The following is a 22,282-nucleotide window of genomic DNA, read 5'->3' on the forward strand; positions in this document are numbered from 1 at the left end:
TAAAATTCAATTATCAATTAATAATTATCAATTAGTATTTATATGAACATACCAGCAAATTTAAAGTACACTAAAGATCACGAATGGGTTAGTATTGAAGGCGATATTGCAACAGTGGGAATTACTGATTTTGCACAAAAAGAATTAGGGGATATCGTATATGTTGAGGTAGAAACTTTAGACCAGACTTTAGAAAAAGATGAGGTTTTTGGAACTGTTGAAGCAGTTAAAACGGTTTCTGATTTGTTTCTTCCATTGTCGGGGGAAATTATAGAGTTTAATGAAGCATTGGAAAATACACCGGAAAGTGTAAATTCTGACCCTTATGGTGCTGGATGGATGATAAAAATTAAAATTGCAAACGAAGCTGAAATTGATTCATTGCTTTCAAGTGAATCTTACAAAGAACTCATTGGTGCCTAAACAATTCTATTTTTGGACAGCTTTAACTTGGACAGGTTTAATCATTTTTTTTTGTTTAATTAAATCAAGTGATATTCCTGTTGTTAAAATTACAAATTTAGATAAAGTTGTACATGCATTTTTTCATTTGGTGCTTACATTACTTTGGTTTTTCTTTCTTAAGAAGCAATCAAATAGTTTAGCTATTTTTAAGCCTTTGGTATTTTCCTTTATAATTTCCATTTTTTTTGGAATAGCGATTGAAATTGCACAGACATTATTTACAACAACCAGAAAAGGTGATTTGCTTGATGTTTTAGCAAATTTATCTGGAGCGACTCTTGCTGTTTGTATAATTTTGTTTTTTAATAAGTACACGAACTTAAATAAAGTTTGATACGGATTATAATCCCACTTCGGTGGGATTTTTTTTATTTATTAAAAATGCTTTTTATTTTTAACAAGCAAGAAATTTTAAAATAAGATTGCATCTTTACGAAGTAAGTATTAATATTTAATAAATGTGAATTTAAAATGTATTTTTGCTAATTGGATAGTAATAGGTTTTATCAAGCTATTAGAAAAATGAATGTTAAACAATATTTAGATTCTACTTATTTAAAAACAGCAACACAGGCAGGGCTTAGTGAAGCTGATAATATTGTTATTGTTGAAAAATTTATTCTGGAAGCTATTAATGAGCATTTTAAGCTTATAATGATTCGTCCAAATATGGTTTCAATCGCTCAACAAATGATAATTGATGCTCATTCGAATTTGCAAATAGGCACCGTTATTGATTTTCCAGAAGGAAAGTCTAGTGTGGAAGATAAACTTTTAGAAGCAATTAAAGCCATAGAATATGGAGCTGATGATTTAGATTTTGTTTGTAATTATGAAGCGTTCAAAAATGGCGAAATTGATTTGGTTAAAGATGAAGTTCTAAAATGTACACTATTAGGGCTTGAAAATAATAAAGTTGTAAAATGGATTATAGAAGTGGCTGCATTAAACGATAAAGAGATTGTGCAATTATCTGCTTTGATAAAAAATGTAGTTATTTCAAATTTTAAAGAAGAATTGTACCAATCGGTTTTTGTAAAATCATCAACAGGGTTTTATAAAACTGAACATAATTTGCCAAACGGAGCCACAATTCCAGCCATTATTATGATGTTAGAAAATGCTTCGCCGCTTCCTGTTAAAGCAGCTGGTGGAGTAAGAACTTATGAAGAAGCTGTTGAGATGATTCGTCTGGGGGTAAAACGAATAGGGACTTCTGGAGCAAAAGCAATTGCTAACGGACAAAATTAAAAAATAGATTATTAAATTCACAAGAAAAACCAATATGAAAAAGGGGTTGTTAACGTTACTTTTATTATTTTATTCGTTTTTTATTTATTCGCAAGACATAAATAATATTGAAAATCAATCAAGACTTTCAGCTGAACGATTTCCTGTTTTTTTGAATTGCGAAAATCTGCAATCTAAGCAATTGGAGAAGTGTTTTTATTACCAAGTGCAAAATTTTGTTTTTCAGAATTTTCAAATTCCTGAAAATCTAAAACAAAATAATTTCAAAGGTAATGTGGAAGTGCTTTTTGAAGTTGATGCTAATGGCGTTTTTAAAGTAATTTATGTAAATGCTACTGATGAGGGTTTGATAAAAGAAACTAAACGAGTTTTTGGAGTATTCCCAAAAATTAAATCGTCAACTTATAATGGAAAACCAATGTATTCTAGGTACACAATTACCATTGCGATTCCGTTAAAAAACCCAGAGTTGTTAGCCTCCGAAGTGCTCACTCGTGCAGAAATTTTGCCAAATAAAACTAAACAGCTTACCGAATTAGATAGTATTGTTTATAAAAAATTCAATAGCCCTCAGTTTGAAAGTCATTTGAATATTCCTTTTTCGCATAGTTTTTATTCTCAGTTTGATGCATCTTTAAATCAAGTTGGCAGCAATAATCACACCGCATCAAAACCGTATACGTATACAGAAGTTTCAAAATATTATGATTTTAATTCGGTAAATGATAAGCTAAAGAAAAATGTTTCCGGTTGGTGGGCAAGAAAACTATGGAATGAAAGTACAGTCGAAATTCAAGGAGACGGCTACTGGTTCACTTTTAATCCTATTTTAGATTTACAAGTTGGTAAGGCATCTCAAACTAAAGCTAATTACACTTACGTAAATACTCGAGGGATTAATTTTCGTGGAGGATTAGGAACGCAAATTAATTTTACGGCTACTGTTTTTGAAAGTCAGGGACGATTTGCGGATTACTATAATCGGTATGCAGTATCTATAAAGCCTTCAGGTGGGAATCCTGCAATTATTCCAGGTATGGGAATTGCTAAGGATTTTAAAACAGATGCGTATGATTTTCCTTTGGCTGAAGCTAATTTAACTTTTGCTCCTAGTAAATATTTTGATTTGCAATTGGGTTATGGGAGAAATTTTATAGGAGATGGATACCGTTCCTTGCTAGAAAGTGACGGAGCGAGTCCGTATCCATATTTTAAAATAAATACTAATTTTTGGAAAATTAAATATACAAATACCTACATGTGGCTTAAAGATGTTCGTCCGGAGGTTACTCTAGAAAAAACATATGCTACGAAATTTATGGCAAATCATTATTTGAGTTGGAATGTGTCTAATAAATTGAATCTTGGTTTCTTTGAATCTGTAATTTGGACAGATACGAATAACAGAGGATTTGATATGAATTTTGTTAACCCAATTATATTTTATCGATCAGTTGAATTTGCTTCCTCAGCGAGAAGCGGAAATGCGCTTTTGGGATTGACTTATAAATATAAAGTGAATAATCAAATTAATACCTACGGACAGTTTCTTCTTGATGAATTTTCTCTTGGAGATGTAAAAAAAGGCGACAATAGTTGGAAAAATAAATTTGGATATCAATTAGGGTTGAAATATTATAATGCTTTTCATATTGATAATTTGGTATTGCAGTTAGAGTACAATCATGTACGTCCTTATGTGTATTCCCATAGTAATCCCATTACAAATTATGGACATAACAATCAAAGTATAGGGCATCAATGGGGAGGGAATTTCAAGGAATTTTTAGTTATAGCCCGTTATCATAAAGATAGGTATTTTGCTGATGCAAAAATAACTATGGGTACCCGAGGATTGGATTTTGATACAGCAGAAGATAGTTATAATTATGGAGGTAATATCTATAAGGATTATGACGAAAACAGAGCTTTAGATAGCGGTGTAAAAGTAGGTCAGGGCAATAAAACGTCGGTTTTTATCACGGATATTCAAGCTGGGTATTTGATAAATCCATCAACTAATCTAAAACTTTTTGGAAGCTATATTTATAGAAGTTTTGATCCAACAAAGAATACCGCAACTACTTTTAATGAAAGTACTAATTGGTTTACTTTAGGGGTGCGTTCTGATGTTTTTAACTGGTATTTTGATTATTAGCATTAATAATATTTCTAAAAAAGCTTTTTTATGAATTGTTTTTTGTCAAATCCCTTTTGATAAACTACTTTTGCAAAAGTTTTTACAAAGCAAATAAATATTAGTATTGAACGCAACACAAAATACCCTTTCATTAAAGTCTGCCTATATTGATTTCCGTGAGATTACTAAAGCACGTCTCGCTGTTAGCGTTGTGTTTTCGTCTATTGCTGGATTTATGCTCGGGATTACTGATATACATACTTTCAGTTGGATAGTATTATTAAAGCTTGCTATTGGCGGGTATTGTATGGTAGGGGCTTCTAATGCTTTTAATCAGGTTATTGAAAAGGATTTAGATGCTTTGATGGATCGGACAAAAAACCGACCCGTTCCAGCGGGCAGAATGTCTTCTAATACTGCTTTGATTATTGCAAGTCTTCTTACTATTATTGGAATTGTATTGTTGTATACAATCAATTCTAAAACTGCTATGTTTGGCGCAATTTCTATATTTCTTTATACAAGTGTCTATACGCCTTTGAAAACAATGACTTCGTTGTCTGTTTTTGTAGGAGCATTTCCTGGAGCAATTCCATTTATGTTGGGATGGGTCGCTGCAACTGGAGAATTTGGAATTGAAGCAGGGACTTTATTTTTAATTCAATTTTTCTGGCAGTTTCCTCATTTTTGGGCTATTGGATGGTTCTTATATGAAGATTATGAAAAAGCAGGTTTTTTTATGCTCCCTACAGGAAAAAAAGATAAATCAACTGCTTTACAGGTTATTTTATACACAGTTTGGTTGATTATAGCTTCACTTTTACCTGTTTTGGGTTATACGGGTCAGTTGTTTATCACGCCTGTTGCTGCTATTATTGTATTTTTACTTGGACTTTGGATGCTTTATTATGGAGTACAATTATATAAATTACGAACGGCTAAAGCAGCGAGAACATTGATGCTTGTAAGCGTTTCTTATATTACGTTGTTACAATTGGTTTATATATTTGATAAATTTTTAAGATAGTTATGGAGATTACAATGACAACAGATGAACATAAATTGAGAACAGCGCGATCCTATAAGTTGATTTTGCTGTTTGCTATGGTTAGTATGACTATGATGTTTGCGGGACTTACTAGTGCTTTTGTGGTAAGTAAGTCTAGAACAGATTGGTTGAAAGATTTTCAACTGCCAACGGCATTTTACTTTAGTACGGTTGCAATCATCGGATGCAGTATTACTTTTCATTTGGCAAAAAAAGCAATTCAAAAAGACAAACAAAGTGCGACTACATTATTTCTTTTGTCTACTTTAGCATTGGGAATATTATTTGTTATTTTACAGTTTGTAGGTTTTGGACAGATAGTGGCTAATGGTTATTATTTTACCGGAAGTGAAAGTTCTATAACGACTACTTTTCTCTATATTGTAACGGTTGTGCACTTGATTCACCTTGCTGGGGGGGTAATTTCACTTCTAATTATAATTTATAATCATTTTAAACAAAAATACAATTCAGCTCAAACTCTTGGAATTGAACTAGGTGCGATGTATTGGCACTTTCTTGATTTCTTATGGGTTTATTTATTTTTATTTTTATATTTCTTTAAATAATAAAAAAACGTAAATTTGGGAACTTTTTAACGAATAACTTATATGGAAGCGACAGTTACTACTGCAAATAGTGAAGGAAAAATTTGGGGAGGCGGCAATGAGCCAATGGGGTCTAGTTATGGCAAATTAATGATGTGGTTTTTTATCGTGTCAGATGCACTAACATTCTCTGGTTTTTTAGCAGCTTATGGTTTTTCTAGATTTAAATTTATTGAAACGTGGCCCTTGGCCGATGAAGTGTTCACTCACTTCCCATTTATGCACGGCGTTTCGGCCCCGATGTATTATGTGGCATTGATGACTTTTATTTTGATTTTTTCATCAGTAACAATGGTTTTAGCTGTTGATGCTGGTCATCAGATGAAAAAAGACAAAGTGACAATATATTTGTTTTTAACAATCATTGGAGGTATTATTTTCGTTGGTTCTCAAGCTTGGGAATGGAAAAACTTTATTAAAGGGGAGTACGGAGCTATTGAGACAAAAGGTGGGAGTTTACTTCAGTTTGTTGATAAAGAAGGTCACCGAGTAGCTATTGCTGATTTTGCGGCAACTTTGCCAGAGGATAGAGAGCAATTGACAAGAAATAAAGGTAAATGGTTTATGGATGAGGCGGCTATTTCGACTTATTCTGTAGCTGAAGTTCAAGCAGGTTTTAAAGCACATCCTGATCTTTTGATTAGAACAGAAACTATCACTGCTAAAAAACAGAAAACTATTCTATCAAGAAAAGATTCTGAATTGAGATTAGCTCAAGGAAGTTTGGTTATTGAAGGAGCTAATTTAACCCACAACGAATACGGAAGTAAATTATTTGCTGATTTCTTTTTCTTCATAACAGGATTTCACGGTTTTCACGTATTTTCAGGTATAATCATTAACATCATCATATTTTTCAATGTTCTAGTAGGGACTTATGAAAAAAGAGGAAGTTACGAAATGGTTGAAAAAGTGGGGTTATACTGGCACTTTGTCGATTTAGTTTGGGTATTTGTATTTACGTTTTTCTACTTAGTTTAATTTTAGATTTATCATTATGTCACACGAACATGTTTCTAATACAAAAAGAATTTGGACAGTTTTTGCTCTTTTGTCTGTAATAACTATTGTTGAAGTAATTTTTGGAATTATAAAGCCAGATGCTCTTCATATGAATAGTTTTATGGCAATGAGTTTGTTAAACTGGTTATTCATAATTTTAACACTTGTAAAAGCATATTTTATTGTATGGGCCTTCATGCACATGGAAGGAGAAAAAAGTACTCTAAGAAATGCAGTTGTTTTACCAGTAATTTTTTTAATATTATATTTACTTTTCATTCTTTTGACTGAAGGGAATTATATTTATGAGGTTTTTAAGAATTCTACGATTAAATGGAATTTTTAACAAGATATTAATTCAAAAAAAGGGTACGCATTGCGTGCCTTTTTTTATTTTTGTACTTTAAATTTTATCATTGTAATGAAAAAAAATATTGTTCTTTTTGTACTTTTTATTTTGCCTATTGTAGCCTATCTTTTTTTTGCATCAGGTATAAATAGTTTTACTAAGTTACCTATTATTACTCCTAAAGTTGCTGATTTTGGAAACTGGAAATCACTTAAAGGTGAAAAAGTTAGTTTGAATAATAAGATAACTATTTTAGGTTTTTCGGGGACTGAAATTCTTAAAAACAGAGGTAATTTTTTTAATCTTAATGAAAAAATATATCAGCAATACCACACTTTCAAAGATTTACAATTTGTTGTGATTTGTCCTTTAGGAACTGAAAAGGATGCTGATAAAGTAGTAACTGCATTAGGAGCTTTTACAGATGTTAGCCAATGGCATTTTGTGTTTACTTCACCGCAAGAAATAAGTGGTTATTATAAACAACTTAAACTAGTTGGAAAACTTGATGAAAATTTAGGGACTCCAAATGTTTATATTGTAGATAAAGTCAGAAATCTAAGAGGAAGAAAGAAGAATAAGGAATACAAAGAAGGATATAATACCTTTCATCCAGCCGATTTGAGTAACGAGATGCTTGATGATTTTAGGGTGATTTTATATGAATACCGTGCAGCCCTTAAGAAAAATCATAATGCAACTAAAGAACTTTAATTTTTAGAAATAATGCTTAAAAACAAATCTTACATAGGAATCTCCTTTATAATTTTACTTTTTGGAATTTATGCAGTACCAAAAATAATTAATAGAATAGAAAACAATGATGTAGTAAAAGGAGATCGATTGGATAAAGTAGGATTAACTGCTAAACATGATGACAAATTAGTGAAAATTGGTCCAGCTCCAAAATTTGAATTAGTGAACCAGGATAATGTTAAAATTACAAATGAGACTTATAAGGATAAAGTTTATGTCTTAGAATTTTTCTTTACTACTTGTCCTTCTATTTGTCCAAAGATGAATTTGAGTATGTTAGCTATTGAAAATACTTTTTTTGGAAATCCTAATTTTGGAATTGTATCAATTACTATAGACCCTATACATGATACTCCGGCTATTTTGAAAGCACATGCTAAATTATTGGGGGTAAAATCATCTAATTGGAATTTCCTTACAGGAGACAGAGAATATATTTTTGGACTTGCCAATAAAGGCTTCAATTTATATGTTGGGGAAAACAGTAAAGTAAGTGGTGGTTTTGAGCATTCAGGATTGTTTGCCTTAATTGATAAAAATGGAAATATCCGTTGTAGAAAAGATGATTTTGGTAACCCGATTTTATATTATGATGGATTAGATAAAAAAGGGGTTAGAGATATTCAACAAGATATTAATATTTTATTAAAAGATTAAAAATGGAAGAGAATTCACTTGAAGAAAAATTCAGCAAATTTATTATAATTATTTCGGTTGTAATTCCTGTAGTAGTTGCTATCTTATTTGGTGTAAAGTTAAAAGATTTTGGTTACAGTGTGGAGCCACTATCTTTTTTACCACCGATTTACGCAACAACAAATGGATTAACGGCTATTATTTTAGTTGTAGCTGTAATTGCAATAAAAAATGGCAAAAGAAAATTACACGAACAGTTAATGACAAGTGCAATTGTGTTGTCAGTAGCTTTTCTGGTAATGTATGTAGCTTATCATATGACTGCTGATTCTACTAAATTTGGTGGTGAAGGAGTTGTTAGATACGTATATTTCTTCATCTTGATTACACATATTATATTATCAATAGTAATTATTCCTCTTGTTATGATTACTTATGTTAGAGCTTTGTCATCAAGATTCGATAAGCATAAAAAAATTGCCAAAATAACTTTTCCTATTTGGTTATATGTAGCAGTTACTGGCGTAGTTGTTTACTTAATGATTTCTCCTTATTATGTTCAATAAAGAAAAAATGAAAAAGAGTGTGTCAATGCCATTTTCAAGATTTGTAAAAACGAGTTTTTTTCTTCTGGTGTCTTTATTTTTATACCTACCGGTAAATGCTCAGTGTGCCATGTGCCGTGCTGCATTATCTGGCGAAGGGAATAAGGTCAAAGCAGCAGCCGTAAATGACGGAATTGTTTATTTAATGGTCATACCATATGTTCTTGTTGCAGGTATTGGTTATGCAGTGTATCGCATGAGAAAGAATAAATCGAAATAGTTTTTTATCAAGATTATTTTAAACCATCTACCGAAACATTTACCGTTCCTCTTACTTTTATAAAAGCAATGATAGCCTGATTGGTTAATTCAATTTTTTGGAATTGAATATCCTCCAATTTTCCATTTACAAAAACACCCGGCATTGGGGAATAATTTTTCAAATAATTCATCATGCTTTTTTTGCCTTCATCTAAATTTGGTTTTATGGAGTAACGACAATTTTGTTGAATTTTCTTTAAAATTAACCCTTGGGCAAGCCAATTTGCAGTACGCATTAATTTGCTTTTTGTGTCCAATGCATAATCTAACTTGTCAAAAAACACTTCTTTTGTTTTATCATTATATTGAGGGAAACCTGCTAAATAAATGGTTCCGTTTACAGATCCCAATAGATCTAAAGCAATTATCATTTTGCCGTTTTTGTGCCAAATAGTTACATTTTGAACTTTTACTTTCTTATTTGCTGCGCTAAATTCCTGTCCGGAAAAATTCTTAGTCATTATTTTTGAAGCTTCTTCATAAGTAGAAACTGCAATAATATTGGCAGTGATATCTTCGGGGATTTTAAAGACGGGTTTTAAAGCAATTTTATTTTTGTCAAATCTCGATTCTGGCTTCTTTCCTATTAATGTCTCCATTGTGCATTTCATGCCCATGTCTAGCAAGAAAGAATCGTTTTTTAGTTTTGCAGTAGTGGAATAGATTTCAATTGGAATAATACGAAGCCAGCTTTCATATTCCTCATTCATTTGAAAAGGAGTGCAAATTTTCTCTAATGCGGAAAGAACATTAGGTTTGAAGTCCATAGATTTTGCAATAGCATCGTCAATCTTTTTTTCAATTTTCGATTTAAAAAGTTTGATTCCGGGATTTATCAGGTATGTTACGGGAATATTTTTTCCAAAAATGGACATCGTCGGACTTTCGTTCCAATCTAATGATTTTAGTTCTGTTTTAGTATTTAATTTCCAATTAATTAATCCGGTTTCACTTATTAAAGTCACCACGCCATCTAGATTGAATTCTCGTGTGTCGTAAAATTCAACGCCCATTTTTTTTGTTCCGATTCTATATTTCACTATGGCTTTCAACGGTAAAATAGTTTTTATTTTTTCTCCAGAAACGCCTTTGTCATTTGTAATCGTAATTGGTGCCTGTTTCCAAACTTTTATTTCAATATCGTCGTCCTCAATATTGTTGTCCTCATAGATTAGTCCATTTAAGATTGTGTTCGTTTGGTTTTCAATATCTTTTAGCCTTATGCTGATAGGTAAATTAATAAAGGAAGGAATATTTTCGTAAACTAATGGAACAGCGTCATCAGGTTCTGGTTTTAAAGTTGCTATTTTTTGAGAAGTAGAACAACCGGAAATTAAAATGATAAGCGCTATCGAGAGTAAGAATGAAAAGAATTTCAGCATTTTATATAAGTTTAAAAAGCAAAAATAACAAAACAAATATATTTTTGGGATTTTTTGTAACAAATGCTAATTTTCAAAGTCTAATTGTTTTATAACGGATTATGAGATAAATTATTTACTTTATCTCACAAGTTTTAATAGAAAAAGTTAAATTTGTTTAGCAGTGATACTGCACTTTTATTCGAAATATATGGGAAAAAGAAGTTTTCTTAGTTTAATTCTAATGTTAGTTTTTAGCATTACTATTCAGGCACAATCTAAAAAGTGGACCTTAGAAGAATGTGTAAAATATGCTATACAAAACAATATTTCTATCAAGCAAACCGAATTAGATTCTAAAACGGCTGCAATTGATAAAAAAGGCGCAATAGGAAATTTTCTTCCTTCTTTAAATGCTAATGCGTCCCACTCTTGGAATATTGGTTTGAATCAGGATATTACAACAGGACTTTTACAAAATAAAACAACTCAGTTTACCTCTGCAGGAGCAAATATTGGGATTGATATTTATAAAGGCTTGCAAAACCAAAATACACTTCGCAAAGCCAATCTTTCAATAGTTGCAGCTAAATATCAATTGCAAAAAATGCAGGAAGATGTTGCACTAAATGTTGCCAATGCGTTTTTACAGATTCTTTTTAATAAGGAGAATTTGAAAGTGCAACAAGAACAATTGGGAATTAATCAAAAACAATATTCTCGTTCAGAAGAATTAGTTAAGGCAGGGTCAATTCCTCGTGGCGATTTGTTAGACATCAAAGCAACAGTTGCATCTAATAATCAAAATGTTATTACAGCTGAGAATGCTTTATTGATTTCAAAATTGAGTTTAGCTCAGTTATTACAATTAAAAGAATTTGAGAGCTTTGACATCATTGATGACACTAATGCTAAAGATGAGAACAATATTTTAGCACAAACTCCAGTAGCAATTTACGATAAGGCAAAAGAAACTAAAATTGAATTGAAAATTGCCAAAACTAATTTAGAAATAGCCGAGAAAAATGTTGCGATTGCAAAAGGCGCTTTTCAACCGACTCTTCAAGGATTTTATAGTTTTAGTTCTAGAGTTGCTTACAGTGACAGGGTAGTTGGTGTTCAGCCTAATACTTCAAATCCTACATCTGTAGTTGGATATGTACAAGGAACAAATCAAAATGTTTTGCAAAATAATTTTTCTCCAGTATTAGGAAATGCATTGCCATTTTGGGATCAATTTAGCAATAATAAAGGACAATCTTTTGGGGCGCAATTGTCTGTTCCAATTTTTAATGGATTTTCGGCAAGAAATAATGTGGAACGTTCTAAAGTAAGTTTAGAGAAGTCAAAAATTGCATTAGAACAACAGGATTTAGATTTGCAGAGAAATGTTTTTACTGCATTTACAGATGCTAAAGGCGCTTTAAATGCGCATGAATCTTCCATTGTAGCATTAGAATCAAGACAAGAAGCCTATAATTATGCGAAAGAAAAATATGCTGTAGGTTTGATGAATTCTTTTGATTTTAATCAATCGCAAACGTTGCTCACCAATGCACAATCTGAGGTTCTTAGAACAAAATACGATTACATTTTTAAAATTAAAATTTTAGAATTCTATTTTGGAATTCCAATCATTAAAAACTAGATTATTATGTCAAAAAAAACAATTTATATCTTAATTGGTAGTGCTGTCGTTATTATTGCATTATTAGTAGTGCTTTCAAAAAATGGAATTATTGGGAATAAAGATAAAGGTAAAGAAGTAGAAATAGCAAATGTTGATGCTACGACTATAGTTGAAACGGTTTCTGCTACTGGAAAAATTCAGCCTGAAATTGAAGTGAAAATATCCTCAATGGTTTCAGGAGAAATTATTTCCTTACCAATAAAAGAAGGACAAGTAGTCAAAAAAGGAGATTTGTTGGTAAAGATAAATCCTGATTTATATACTTCTGGATTAAACAGAACTGTTGCTAATTTATCAGGAACGAAAGCAGGTTTGAGTCAGGCAGATGCTTCATTTAAAGAAGCCAAAGCAAGTTATGACAGAAACAAAACGTTATTCGATAAAGGAATTATTTCCAAATCAGATTGGGATAAATCAATTGCGTCATTTGAGGTTGCAAAAGCAGCGAAGCAAACTGCTTACTTTAATGTTAGAAGCGCTTCTGCTTCGGTTAATGAAGCTCAAGATAATCTTGGACGAACAATTATTTATGCACCTGCCGATGGAACAGTTTCAGTACTTAATGTAGAGCTTGGCGAACGTGTTTTGGGAACGCAACAAATGGCTGGAACAGAATTGTTGCGAGTTGCGAACTTAAATAACATGGAAGTTGAAGTTGATGTAAATGAAAATGATATTGTAAAAATAAAAGTAGGTGACGAAGCAAAAGTTGAAGTTGATGCCTATTTGAAAAAACAGTTTAAAGGAATTGTTACCAGTATTTCTAACTCGGCAAGTTCTTCTTTGACCGCTGATCAAGTAACTAATTTTAAAGTAAAAGTAAGAATACTTAAAGAATCATATCAGGATTTATTAGAAGGAAGACCAGCGGCATATTCTCCTTTTAGACCGGGAATGACCGCAACAGTAGATATTATTACTAAAACAAAAAAGAATGTATTGTCTGTGCCAATTAGTTCCGTTGTGGTAAAATCAGATACAGCTGCGGTTAAGGAAATAAAAATTGAGGATCCTAAATCTGAGGAGAAAAAAGTAGCACCTAAAAGTGATAAGAAATTTGAATGTGTTTTTGTAAAAGTAGGCGATAAGGCTAAAATAAGAATCATTAAAACTGGAATTCAGGATGATACAAATATTGAAGTTTTAACTGGACTTAAAAAAGGCGATGTAGTTATTACAGGTCCATACACTACAGTTTCTAAAGAGCTTAATTCTGGAGATAAAGTGACATTAAAAACAGAAAAAGATAAGGAAGAAAGCAAGAAATAATACATAAAGTACCTATATTTGAAAATCACAATTGTAAATTTTATTTTATGGTTGTGATTTTCACGTTAAAAATAAAAATGGATTACATACTTAACATCGAAACCGCTACAAAAAACTGTTCTGTTGCTCTTGCAAAAGAAGGAAAAACGATTCTGTGCAAAGAAATTGCAGAAGAAGGGTATTCTCACGCCGAACGGTTACACGTTTTTATTGAAGAAATAATACAGGAAGCAGGAATTACTTTGAACGATTTAGTTGCTGTTGCGGTAAGTCAAGGTCCTGGATCTTATACGGGATTGCGAATAGGAGTTTCTGCCGCAAAAGGGCTGTGTTTCGCTTTAAATATACCTTTGATTGCTATTGATACCTTGAAAACTTTAGCTTCTCAGGTAACTGTTTCAGATGGATTGATTATTCCTATGATTGATGCCAGAAGAATGGAAGTGTACAGCGCTATTTTTACTTCTAATTTTGAGAATAGGAGAGGAACTTTAGCTGAAATTATAACTGAAAATTCATTTGAAGATTTTCAGGAAACGCTTTATTTTGTGGGAGATTGTGCGGAGAAATGCAAAACAGTTTTAACCAAAGATAATTTTGTTTTCTTGGAAGATATCAAATATCCTTCAGCTAAGGAAATGAGTTTGTTAAGTTTTGAAAAATTCAAAACAAACGACACTGTAGATGTCGCTTATTTTGAACCTTTTTATTTGAAAGATTTTATGATTACTACTTCAAAGAAATAACATCATATAATTAAGAATCTGTTCTAGATAATCCTTTTGCAAATGGCTGAATAACGATTCCTGCAGCATCAAAAGCTATCTTGCAGCTTTCTAAAGTTTGAGAGAAAACGGCACCAAAATCTTCATTATTTGCCCATGGCCTAACTGCAAGTTGGATGGCATTATCAGTCAAATTCTTCACTGAAACTTCAGCAGCGGGAGTTTTAAGTATTTTTGGGTTACTATTTAAAACAGCAGTAATAATATCTTTTGCCTTTTTTATATCAGTGTCATAGGAAATAGCGATAGTCAAATCGGCTCTTCTAAATCCTTGTAAAGAATAATTGATGATAGTGCCATTGGATAATGATCCATTTGGAATAAAAATAGTTTGGTTGTTTCCGTTGATTAATTTGGTCACAAATATTTGGATTTCGCTAACTGTTCCTATGTTACCTTGTGCTTCAATAGTATGTCCTACTTTAAATGGTTTGAACATAATAATTAGCATTCCACCTGCAAAATTGGATAAAGAGCCTTGAAGTGATAAACCTACTGCAAGTCCCATTGCTCCTAATATAGCCACAAAAGAAGAGGTTTCTATCCCTAGATTTGAAATAAAAGTTACAAATAGTAATACTCTTAAAACCCAAAGTAAAATATCGGCAAGAAACTTAGTTAAAGTAGGGTCTAAATCTCTCTTGACCATTATTTTTCTGATTAATCTATTGATAAGTCGAATGGCATAAAGCCCTACAAACAAAACAACAACAGCAGAAATTAATTTGGGAGAATAATCGATTAATAGTTGAATAAAAGTACTGGCGTAATCAGTAATTTGATTAGGATTTAAGATCATTTTTTTAATAATAAAAAACCCTCTCAAAAGAGAAGGTTAAGTTTTGAAGTGCAAAAATACAAATAAATTATTTTTATATAAATTAATCAGCGTCTTCTTCTATTCTATTTATGTTTTCTTTAGCAGTTTGAGTGGCTTCAGAATCAGCATCACTTATAAAAGTACTCGTTTTTTCAGAAACCGTATCAACAGCGTCAGTTGCAATTGTTTTAGTTTCACTTACTACGTCCTCAACTTTGTTTACTGCTGTGGCAGCTTTTTCTTTTACAGTTTCTACTACTTTTCCTAAAACATCACCTGCTTTTTCAGAATAGTCACTTACAGCTTCCTTGGCTTGGTCAGCATATACTTCTGCTTTGTCTAATATTGGGGCGGCAGCCACTTTTGCTTTGTCTATTGTTTCAGATGCAAAAGTCTCTACTTTATCTAAAATTGGAGTGGCAGCTTCTTTTGCCTTGTCTAAAGTTTCTTCTGCAAATGCCTCTGCTTTTTCAATATAAGGTGCTGCAGTTTCTTTTGCTTGTTCAAAAGTTGTTTCTGCCTTGTCTGCTAATTGACCAGCAGTTTCTTTGGCTGAGCCAAATAAATTTTTAAAAAATGAAGATAGTCCCATGATATTTATTTTGATTAGTCTTACAATATTAAGCAATTTTTTCTAAGAACGCTTTATTGAATCATTAATAATTTGCTGAAAATCAGTGTTTGGGATTAAATATGTTTGGTTTTGATAAGCATGAAATAGCTTCTGAAAATAAATTATAAAAAAAAAGCGTCTCAAATGAAACGCTTAAATTAATTGGGTCAAATTAAGCTATTCGAGTTCGAAAGTTAATTTTAAATTTACTCTATATTCTGTTATTTCTCCTCCACTTACGGTTGCACTTTGGTCTTTAATGTATACAGAACGTATGTGTTTTACGGATTTAGCCGCCTTTGCAACACCTTTTCGTGCTGCGTCTTCCCAACTTATATCTGAACTGGAAAGTACTTCAATTACTTTTAATACTGACATAATTTCTATTTGTTAAGTTAAAGATTAAATGTACCTATTTTATTTAAAATCAAAGGCTATTTTAATATAACTATAACATTGTCAGTATTATATGTTTTTATTGAGTTATGCGTTTACTGCTTCCACTTTGATTCCTTCGTCATTCAACATACTTTTTAGCATGTTTTCAATACCGCTTTTTAAGGTAAATGTTGATGAAGGACAGCCACTGCAAGCACCTTGAAGGATTACTTTTACGGTTTTGTCACTTTCGTTATAAGAGTCAAATGCAATATTACCTCCGTCAGCTTGTACGGCTGGTTTTACATATTCCTCTAATATGTTGATGATTTGTTGTGAAGTGACATCTAGATTATCAAAACTTTGCGCTTTAGTGTTTTCTTCTGCGGTTGCTGCTTGGATAAAATTTTCATCTAAAACGGTTCCTCCGTTTTCAATATATTGCTTGATGAAACTTCTTATTTCTAAGGTGATTTCCTGCCACTCATTGATTTCATATTTGGTTACAGATATGTAGTTTTCGTCAATGAAGACTTCTTTTACATAAGGAAATTTGAAAAGTTCTTTAGCCAATGGCGATGAACCAGTTTGATCAATGTTTTTATATTCAACAGCATTTTTGGTCAACATTCTGCTTACTACAAACTTTAAAGCGGATGGGTTAGGAGTTGTTTCTCCGTAAACTGTTATAGGCTGTTTTTTTGTTTTGTTTTCGTCTGGTGTAATGATTATTCCGCCATTATTTACAAATGTTTCTATTTGCTCTGACACCGCATCTTTTACATCTTCCCATTCTACAATGCTGTATTTTTCAATAGCGATGAAGTTTCCAGAGATGTAAACTGTTTTTACGAATGGTAGGTAAAATAATTGTTGTGCTAATGGTGAAGATTTTGCCTCATCTATATTTTTGAATTCAAAACTTTCATTTTGAGTAATGAAATCCTGAAATTCAAATTTTAATATGGTTGGGTTTTGAGTTTCTTTTATGGTAACTTTTATCATGATCTTTGTAAATTTTTACAAATTTAGTAAAGTTATTTTCCACGAATAGCTATATTTGAATTTTAATAAAATAAATTAACAATAATTTAGTTATCTAAAGAGTTGTTACTGCATTTTATTGGCTAACGAATCATTTTATATATTAGTTTTTCTATGTATAACAAAATTAAATTATTAGCAGTCTTCTTTTTTATGTACCAATATTCTTTTTCACAAGAGGGTATTGCGGTGTATTCTGATTATTTGTCGGATAATTATTATTTGATCCATCCGTCTATGGCTGGAGCGTCAAATTGCGCAAAAATTAGACTTACAGCCCGTAAACAATGGTTTAGCCAGGAAGATGCACCAGAATTGCAAACACTTAGTTTTAATGGTAGAGTGGGAGAAAAGGCTGGTGCGGGGATTATTTTGTTCAATGATAAAAATGGATATCATTCTCAGAAAGGAGTTAAGTTTACTTATGCGTATCATCTTATGTTTTCTAGAGATGAAATTGATTTAAATCAACTATCTTTTGGGATTAGTGCAGGTTTGATTCAAAGCCAACTAGATGAAACCAGTTTTTTACAATCAGGTGACTTTGATCCTATTATTAATGGGACTGTTGTGCAAAAAGATTCGTATTTCAATTTTGATATTGGAGCATCCTATAATTATTTAGATTTTTATGTGCACGGTACAGTAAAAAATGCTGTTGAAACCAGACGAGATATTTATACGGAATATGAAAGTGATAATTTAAGAAAATATTTGTTGAGCGCTGGTTATGTTTTTGGAGATAAAGATAGAGTATTGTGGGAACCGTCATTTTTATTTCAACTGGTCGACAAGACCAAAGAAAAATCAATTGACTTCAACATTAAAGCATACAAAAACATGGATTTCGGAAAGCTTTGGGGAGGTTTGTCCTACCGTAGAAGTTTAGACGGGGCTGAATATACTAATGGTTCAGGAATTTCTAAACAAAAACTTCAATACATAACTCCTATAGTTGGAGTTAATTATAATAATTTCATGTTTGCTTATACCTACTCACATGTTTCAGGTCCTGTGAAATTTGATAATGGTGGCTTTCACCAAATCACCTTGGGAATCAACTTATTTTGTAAGCCTGAAAAATACGAATGTAACTGCCCGGCAATTAATTAATTATTTTATTCCATGTTAATCAAATCTGTTAATGGAAAAACACCCTTAATACCTGAGGATTGTTATGTAGCCGAGAATGCTACTATTGTTGGTGATGTTAGTTTTGGTTCTTCTTGTAGTGTTTGGTTTAATGCAGTTATAAGAGGGGATGTCAATTTTATTAAAATAGGTAATAAAGTTAATATTCAGGATGGGGCTGTTATTCATTGTACATATAAAAAACATCCAACAATTATAGGGAATAATGTGTCAATTGGTCATAATGCTATTGTGCATGGTTGTACCGTTCATGATAATGTATTGATTGGAATGGGAGCGATTGTAATGGATAATTGTGTTGTTGAAAGTAATTCTATTGTTGCTGCCGGAGCTGTTATTACCCAAAATACAGTTGTTGGTTCAGGATCGATTTGGGCCGGAGTTCCTGCCAAAAAGGTCAAAGATATTGACCAATCTGATTTTGCAGGAGAAATTGAGCGTATTTCTAATAATTACGTAATGTATTCCAGCTGGTTTAAAGAGGAATAGGTTTTATTTACTTTTCAATAATTAAGGCAATGGGAAAAAGAAAAGATAAAGCGTCGCATATATTAAACACTTCGGCAACTTTACTCGGAATTTGTTTTATTGTTCTTACATCGATTCATTTGAATAATACAAATGAAAATACGATTATTGATCAACTCATTGCTGTTTCTATTGTTATGTTCATGACAAGCAGTATTCTTTCATTTTTGTCCATGCGAAAGACTAAAAAGCCTAGTGCACGATTCGAAAAAACAGCAGATATAATTTTTCTGATAGGACTTTTTTCTTTGTTTATTATAACCATGTTGGTTATGTTGAATATCATTAAATAATTTATGTATATAAATTATAAATTGATTTTTTCAAAGAATGAGTTTTTGTAGCTTTCACTGATCGGTATTCTTTTTTCAGCAATTATCACTTTGTTTTTTTGGATAGATTTTACGTGTTTAATATTGATGATATACGACCTGTGAATTCGTGCAAATCCTTTGCTGGTAAGTAAATTCTCCAGTTTTATAAGACTTATTAATGTTAGTGTGTATTTATTGTCAGTAGTGTATATTTTGACATAATCCTTCAATCCTTCAATAAATAATATATCTGCAAAATTCAATTTTACATTTTCATATTCAGCTCTCACAAACATGAAATCCTGTTCTATTTCAGGAGTGGAAATCAGATTTGTACTTGCAGGTAAATTTTGTGGATTGAAAATTTGTTGTGCTCGTAAAACGGATTTTAAAAAGCGATGAAACGGAATAGGTTTTACTAAATAATCGACTGCACCAAGATTAAATCCTTCTACAGCATAATTAGAATATGCGGTTGTAAATATGATTAGAGGCTTTTTTTCAATGGCATTAATAAAATCAATACCAGAAAAATGAGGCATTTCTATGTCTAAAAAAATCAAATCAATATTAGAATGATTGATTATTGAAATGGCATCAATAGCATTAGTGAATGTATTGACTAGTTCCAGAGAATCCACTTTACTAACAAATTCTTTAATTAAATCAACCGCTAAAGGTTCATCATCTATGATTACACATTTCATTTTTTTGTTTTTTTAATTAAAATAAGTCCAATCTACATCAAATTTCTAATCAAAAGAAGATTAAATCTGGTCTAATTTTAAATTTAGATGAACACTATAATTAGTGTCAGTTTCAATAATTGTAAGTTGATGTGCATTAGGATAAAGAATATTCAGTCGATTTTCTATATTCTTCATTCCTATTCCTGAATTTTCAGGATCTTTCTTATGATTTTCAATTTTGTTTTCTACCCAAAAATCTAAAATATCCTCTTCAATTATTATTTTTATTTTTACAAAAGCGGCTCCTTTGTAATCAGTACCGTATTTAAACGCATTTTCGATAAATGAAATCAAAAGTAACGGCTCGATGTATTTATTTTTTGTGTCACCGTGAATATTAATGGTGATATTTTCAATATTATTCAATCGTAGTTTTTGTAACTCAAGATAGTTTTTAATGTAATTAATTTCTTTTTCCAAAAACACCGATTTATTATCGGTTTCATACAACATATATCGCATCATTTCTGATAAAGTTACTATTGCATCTGGGACTAAATCAGATTTTTTATAGGCTAATGAATAAATGCTATTTAGCGAATTAAATAAAAAATGGGGATTAGTTTGTTTTCTCAGATAGTTTAATTCTGTTGAAGCACGATGTGTTTCGGCAATTAATTTATTTTGCTGATTGTTGTATAATTCAGATAAGGTTTTAATAATTGTACCAATTGTAATGATTAGTATGTAGAAAAAAGAAGGAGCCAATTTTAAAAAAAACGGTTGCTTTCTTTTGAAATGAGGGTTCGCTAAAATCTCTTTTCCAGATGAATTAATCATTCTGATTGGTCTCATATCTTTAAATTCAGGCATAAAAAAATTATACCGGATAACCATAAAGAGGATTATTATAGAAATTAGAATAGTAAAATATTCCCAATATTTTTTTTGCAAAAGCAATACAGGAACTAAATATAAATAATTCAGATAGAATAATAGGATTCCCGTAATCCACTGGGCATAGAAATCAGTATTAATGCTAAAAGGGCTTTCGTAAAACTGGATTAATGAGGTAACAATGAAGAAGCACCAAATCATACTATGAAAAAGTATTTGGTTTAGATTATTGTTTTTAATTCCTTCTATGTTCATCTAGATTTTTACAGCTAATAAAAATAAATCTTTTTTTGTTATGGTAGGCGATAAATCGTGTTTCAATTTTTGCAATACTAAGTTCCCTACTTTCATTGCTTCTTCTTCGGTTTTAAAACTTTTATTTTCGCTGATAACGGGTATTACGGTTTGTTTTATTATAATTTTATCATTGTTAGTTATATAATAACCCCAGCCTGTAGGTGTTTTCAGGGATTTTATATTTAAATCTTCATTTTTGTTACAAGATATAAAAAGTAGTAAACCTAGAAGTAGGAATGCATTATTTCTTGTAGTTAGAAATGATAAATTCTTCTGGATTGCTGTCCAGAAGAATTTATTAATTGAATTAATTGTCATCATCATTTTGTTCTTCTAAAGGTTTAAATTCCCATGAATCATCAAAATATGATGTTCCAGTTCTTCCCAGCATTATGAAACCTCTTTGGTCAATTGAAAAACCAGTAGCATCTGTTCTTGCTGATCCTTCCAGCGGTGTTCTTTCTAACCAAATATCAGTTGATGGATTGTATTCCCAAATTGATTTTGAACTTTCACCACAAGCAACATATCCTAATCCGTTCATAGAAAAACTGGATGCATTAGAACGAACAATTACATAATCATCGTTGTAATCATAATCATCTTCTGTGTCTTGATCAATGTCGCGTTTCCTTGTCCATACATCAGTTGCGGGATCAAACATCCAGAAATCAACTTGATATACTCCGCTATTTATTCCTGTTCCAAGATAGGCTTTATCGTCAATTACAAATACGGTTGCATTCCTTCTCTTATTTCCACTGAAGCCTGTTGCCAATGTCCAAGAATTTGAAGTTGGGTTGTATTGATAAAAATCTTTTAGATAATTCCCATCGTAACCAGTTCCAAAATACGCTTTATCACCTACTTGAAATCCTACGGCTGAGTAACGTGCTGTTCCTGCAAAATCAGCTTTTTGTGTCCAAGTATTGCTGATAGGGTCGTATTGATAGAAATCTTTCAATTTATTAGTGCCATCATAACCTAGACCTACATAACCTTTGTCGTTTAATTCAAATCCTGAGGCAGAACTTCTTGCTGCTCCAATAAAATCAGCTTTTTGTTCCCAATAATCACCCGTTGAATTGTAGGCCCATAGATCTTTTAGATATTCATCTCCTGTATATCCAGTAGTTATAAATGCATAAGTGCCAATGACGAAACTAGTAGCGCTTGATCTTGCAGGTCCGTCAAAGGAAGATTTTTTAATCCAGTTACCAACTAAATCTTCGGAATCATCACTACTGCAGCCTGTAAATACTAAACTTGCAAAAAGTGTGGTGAACAATATTCCTTTTTTTAAACTATTCATAATGTATTTATT

At 31.5% G+C, this 22,282-nt stretch carries 27 protein-coding genes; 18 read left to right on the plus strand and 9 right to left on the minus strand.

Going from position 1 to position 22,282, the window contains the following annotated elements; all coding sequences use genetic code 11:
• The first annotated feature begins 42 nt into the window (after positions 1-42).
• The 12 genes from gcvH to T410_RS06895 all read left to right on the plus strand — a co-directional run bounded on the left by gcvH (position 43) and on the right by T410_RS06895 (position 9,080).
• Complete coding sequence (gcvH, locus tag T410_RS06840; protein WP_035669835.1) at positions 43-423, plus strand: glycine cleavage system protein GcvH; 381 nt, start codon at positions 43-45, stop codon at positions 421-423.
• Positions 416-799: a VanZ family protein gene (locus T410_RS06845; protein WP_035674208.1), complete on the plus strand. Its 384-nt coding sequence runs from the start codon at positions 416-418 to the stop codon at positions 797-799. The genes gcvH and T410_RS06845 overlap by 8 nt, the downstream gene beginning before the upstream one ends.
• 188 nt (positions 800-987) lie before the next feature.
• A complete protein-coding gene (gene deoC / locus T410_RS06850; RefSeq protein ID WP_035669838.1) occupies positions 988-1,716 on the plus strand; it encodes a deoxyribose-phosphate aldolase in 729 nt (242 codons plus the stop codon).
• 34 nt (positions 1,717-1,750) lie between these two features.
• The gene (locus T410_RS06855) at positions 1,751-3,874 is read left to right on the plus strand and encodes a hypothetical protein (protein ID WP_035669841.1); all 2,124 of its coding nucleotides are present in this window, start codon (positions 1,751-1,753) and stop codon (positions 3,872-3,874) included.
• Between the two features lie 106 nt (positions 3,875-3,980).
• A complete protein-coding gene (gene cyoE / locus T410_RS06860; protein ID WP_035669843.1) occupies positions 3,981-4,883 on the plus strand; it encodes a heme o synthase in 903 nt (300 codons plus the stop codon).
• Between the two features lie 2 nt (positions 4,884-4,885).
• A complete protein-coding gene (locus T410_RS06865) occupies positions 4,886-5,473 on the plus strand; it encodes a cytochrome c oxidase subunit 3 (RefSeq protein ID WP_035669846.1) in 588 nt (195 codons plus the stop codon).
• Positions 5,474-5,515: 42 nt separating this feature from the next.
• Positions 5,516-6,493, plus strand: a complete 978-nt coding sequence (locus tag T410_RS06870; RefSeq protein WP_035669850.1) for a cytochrome c oxidase subunit 3 — start codon at positions 5,516-5,518, stop codon at positions 6,491-6,493.
• A gap of 16 nt (positions 6,494-6,509) precedes the next feature.
• Positions 6,510-6,860: a cytochrome C oxidase subunit IV family protein gene (locus T410_RS06875; protein WP_035669853.1), complete on the plus strand. Its 351-nt coding sequence runs from the start codon at positions 6,510-6,512 to the stop codon at positions 6,858-6,860.
• 75 nt (positions 6,861-6,935) lie between these two features.
• A complete protein-coding gene (locus tag T410_RS06880; RefSeq protein ID WP_035669856.1) occupies positions 6,936-7,577 on the plus strand; it encodes a hypothetical protein in 642 nt (213 codons plus the stop codon).
• A 12-nt stretch (positions 7,578-7,589) separates the two neighbouring features.
• Positions 7,590-8,276, plus strand: coding sequence for an SCO family protein (locus tag T410_RS06885; RefSeq protein ID WP_035669859.1), 687 nt, complete (start codon positions 7,590-7,592; stop codon positions 8,274-8,276).
• Positions 8,277-8,278: 2 nt separating this feature from the next.
• A complete protein-coding gene (locus tag T410_RS06890; RefSeq protein ID WP_035669862.1) occupies positions 8,279-8,821 on the plus strand; it encodes a DUF420 domain-containing protein in 543 nt (180 codons plus the stop codon).
• A gap of 7 nt (positions 8,822-8,828) precedes the next feature.
• The gene (locus T410_RS06895) at positions 8,829-9,080 is read left to right on the plus strand and encodes a hypothetical protein (RefSeq protein ID WP_238567352.1); all 252 of its coding nucleotides are present in this window, start codon (positions 8,829-8,831) and stop codon (positions 9,078-9,080) included.
• Positions 9,081-9,093: 13 nt separating this feature from the next.
• Here T410_RS06895 and T410_RS06900 read toward each other — a convergent pair whose 3' ends face one another.
• Positions 9,094-10,503 carry a DUF4403 family protein gene (locus T410_RS06900; protein ID WP_152556936.1) on the minus strand — a complete coding sequence of 470 codons (1,410 nt, stop codon included), beginning with the start codon at positions 10,501-10,503 and terminating at the stop codon, positions 9,094-9,096.
• 190 nt (positions 10,504-10,693) lie between these two features.
• Here T410_RS06900 and T410_RS06905 point away from each other — a divergent pair, with 190 nt between their 5' ends.
• The 3 genes from T410_RS06905 to tsaB all read left to right on the plus strand — a co-directional run bounded on the left by T410_RS06905 (position 10,694) and on the right by tsaB (position 14,187).
• Positions 10,694-12,130 (plus strand): TolC family protein, encoded by a 1,437-nt coding sequence (locus T410_RS06905; protein ID WP_035669866.1) that lies wholly within the window; start codon positions 10,694-10,696, stop codon positions 12,128-12,130.
• 6 nt (positions 12,131-12,136) lie between these two features.
• The gene (locus tag T410_RS06910; RefSeq protein WP_035669869.1) at positions 12,137-13,441 is read left to right on the plus strand and encodes an efflux RND transporter periplasmic adaptor subunit; all 1,305 of its coding nucleotides are present in this window, start codon (positions 12,137-12,139) and stop codon (positions 13,439-13,441) included.
• Positions 13,442-13,518: 77 nt separating this feature from the next.
• Positions 13,519-14,187: a tRNA (adenosine(37)-N6)-threonylcarbamoyltransferase complex dimerization subunit type 1 TsaB gene (gene tsaB / locus T410_RS06915; protein ID WP_035674213.1), complete on the plus strand. Its 669-nt coding sequence runs from the start codon at positions 13,519-13,521 to the stop codon at positions 14,185-14,187.
• 10 nt (positions 14,188-14,197) lie between these two features.
• Here tsaB and T410_RS06920 read toward each other — a convergent pair whose 3' ends face one another.
• From T410_RS06920 to T410_RS06935, 4 genes are all read right to left on the minus strand, one after another.
• Positions 14,198-15,025, minus strand: coding sequence for a mechanosensitive ion channel family protein (locus tag T410_RS06920; protein ID WP_035669871.1), 828 nt, complete (start codon positions 15,023-15,025; stop codon positions 14,198-14,200).
• An 82-nt stretch (positions 15,026-15,107) separates the two neighbouring features.
• Positions 15,108-15,638, minus strand: coding sequence for a hypothetical protein (locus T410_RS06925; RefSeq protein ID WP_081897815.1), 531 nt, complete (start codon positions 15,636-15,638; stop codon positions 15,108-15,110).
• 198 nt (positions 15,639-15,836) lie between these two features.
• Positions 15,837-16,037, minus strand: a complete 201-nt coding sequence (locus tag T410_RS06930) for a dodecin family protein (protein ID WP_035669872.1) — start codon at positions 16,035-16,037, stop codon at positions 15,837-15,839.
• A 105-nt stretch (positions 16,038-16,142) separates the two neighbouring features.
• Entirely contained in the window at positions 16,143-17,042 is a 900-nt protein-coding gene (locus T410_RS06935; protein ID WP_035669874.1) for a NifU family protein, read from the minus strand.
• A gap of 153 nt (positions 17,043-17,195) precedes the next feature.
• Here T410_RS06935 and T410_RS06940 point away from each other — a divergent pair, with 153 nt between their 5' ends.
• Genes T410_RS06940 through T410_RS06950 form a run of 3 tightly spaced genes read left to right on the plus strand, consistent with a single transcriptional unit; the run spans position 17,196 to position 19,054 of the window.
• Positions 17,196-18,194, plus strand: a complete 999-nt coding sequence (locus T410_RS06940; protein WP_035669876.1) for a type IX secretion system membrane protein PorP/SprF — start codon at positions 17,196-17,198, stop codon at positions 18,192-18,194.
• 12 nt (positions 18,195-18,206) lie between these two features.
• The gene (locus tag T410_RS06945; RefSeq protein ID WP_035669877.1) at positions 18,207-18,722 is read left to right on the plus strand and encodes a gamma carbonic anhydrase family protein; all 516 of its coding nucleotides are present in this window, start codon (positions 18,207-18,209) and stop codon (positions 18,720-18,722) included.
• A 29-nt stretch (positions 18,723-18,751) separates the two neighbouring features.
• Positions 18,752-19,054: a hypothetical protein gene (locus T410_RS06950; protein ID WP_035669878.1), complete on the plus strand. Its 303-nt coding sequence runs from the start codon at positions 18,752-18,754 to the stop codon at positions 19,052-19,054.
• 14 nt (positions 19,055-19,068) lie between these two features.
• On the opposite strand, the gene T410_RS06955 is transcribed toward T410_RS06950, so the two are convergent.
• Genes T410_RS06955 through T410_RS06970 form a run of 4 tightly spaced genes read right to left on the minus strand, consistent with a single transcriptional unit; the run spans position 19,069 to position 22,270 of the window.
• A complete protein-coding gene (locus T410_RS06955; protein WP_035669879.1) occupies positions 19,069-19,782 on the minus strand; it encodes a LytTR family DNA-binding domain-containing protein in 714 nt (237 codons plus the stop codon).
• 60 nt (positions 19,783-19,842) lie between these two features.
• Positions 19,843-20,916 carry a sensor histidine kinase gene (locus tag T410_RS06960; RefSeq protein ID WP_035669881.1) on the minus strand — a complete coding sequence of 358 codons (1,074 nt, stop codon included), beginning with the start codon at positions 20,914-20,916 and terminating at the stop codon, positions 19,843-19,845.
• Positions 20,917-21,282: a DUF4907 domain-containing protein gene (locus T410_RS06965; RefSeq protein ID WP_238567353.1), complete on the minus strand. Its 366-nt coding sequence runs from the start codon at positions 21,280-21,282 to the stop codon at positions 20,917-20,919.
• Positions 21,266-22,270, minus strand: coding sequence for a kelch repeat-containing protein (locus T410_RS06970; protein WP_035669886.1), 1,005 nt, complete (start codon positions 22,268-22,270; stop codon positions 21,266-21,268). Before T410_RS06970 ends, T410_RS06965 begins: the two co-directional genes overlap by 17 nt.
• Positions 22,271-22,282: the final 12 nt, after the last annotated feature.

Source organism: Flavobacterium sp. 83 (genome assembly GCF_000744835.1).
Lineage (GTDB): Bacteria > Bacteroidota > Bacteroidia > Flavobacteriales > Flavobacteriaceae > Flavobacterium.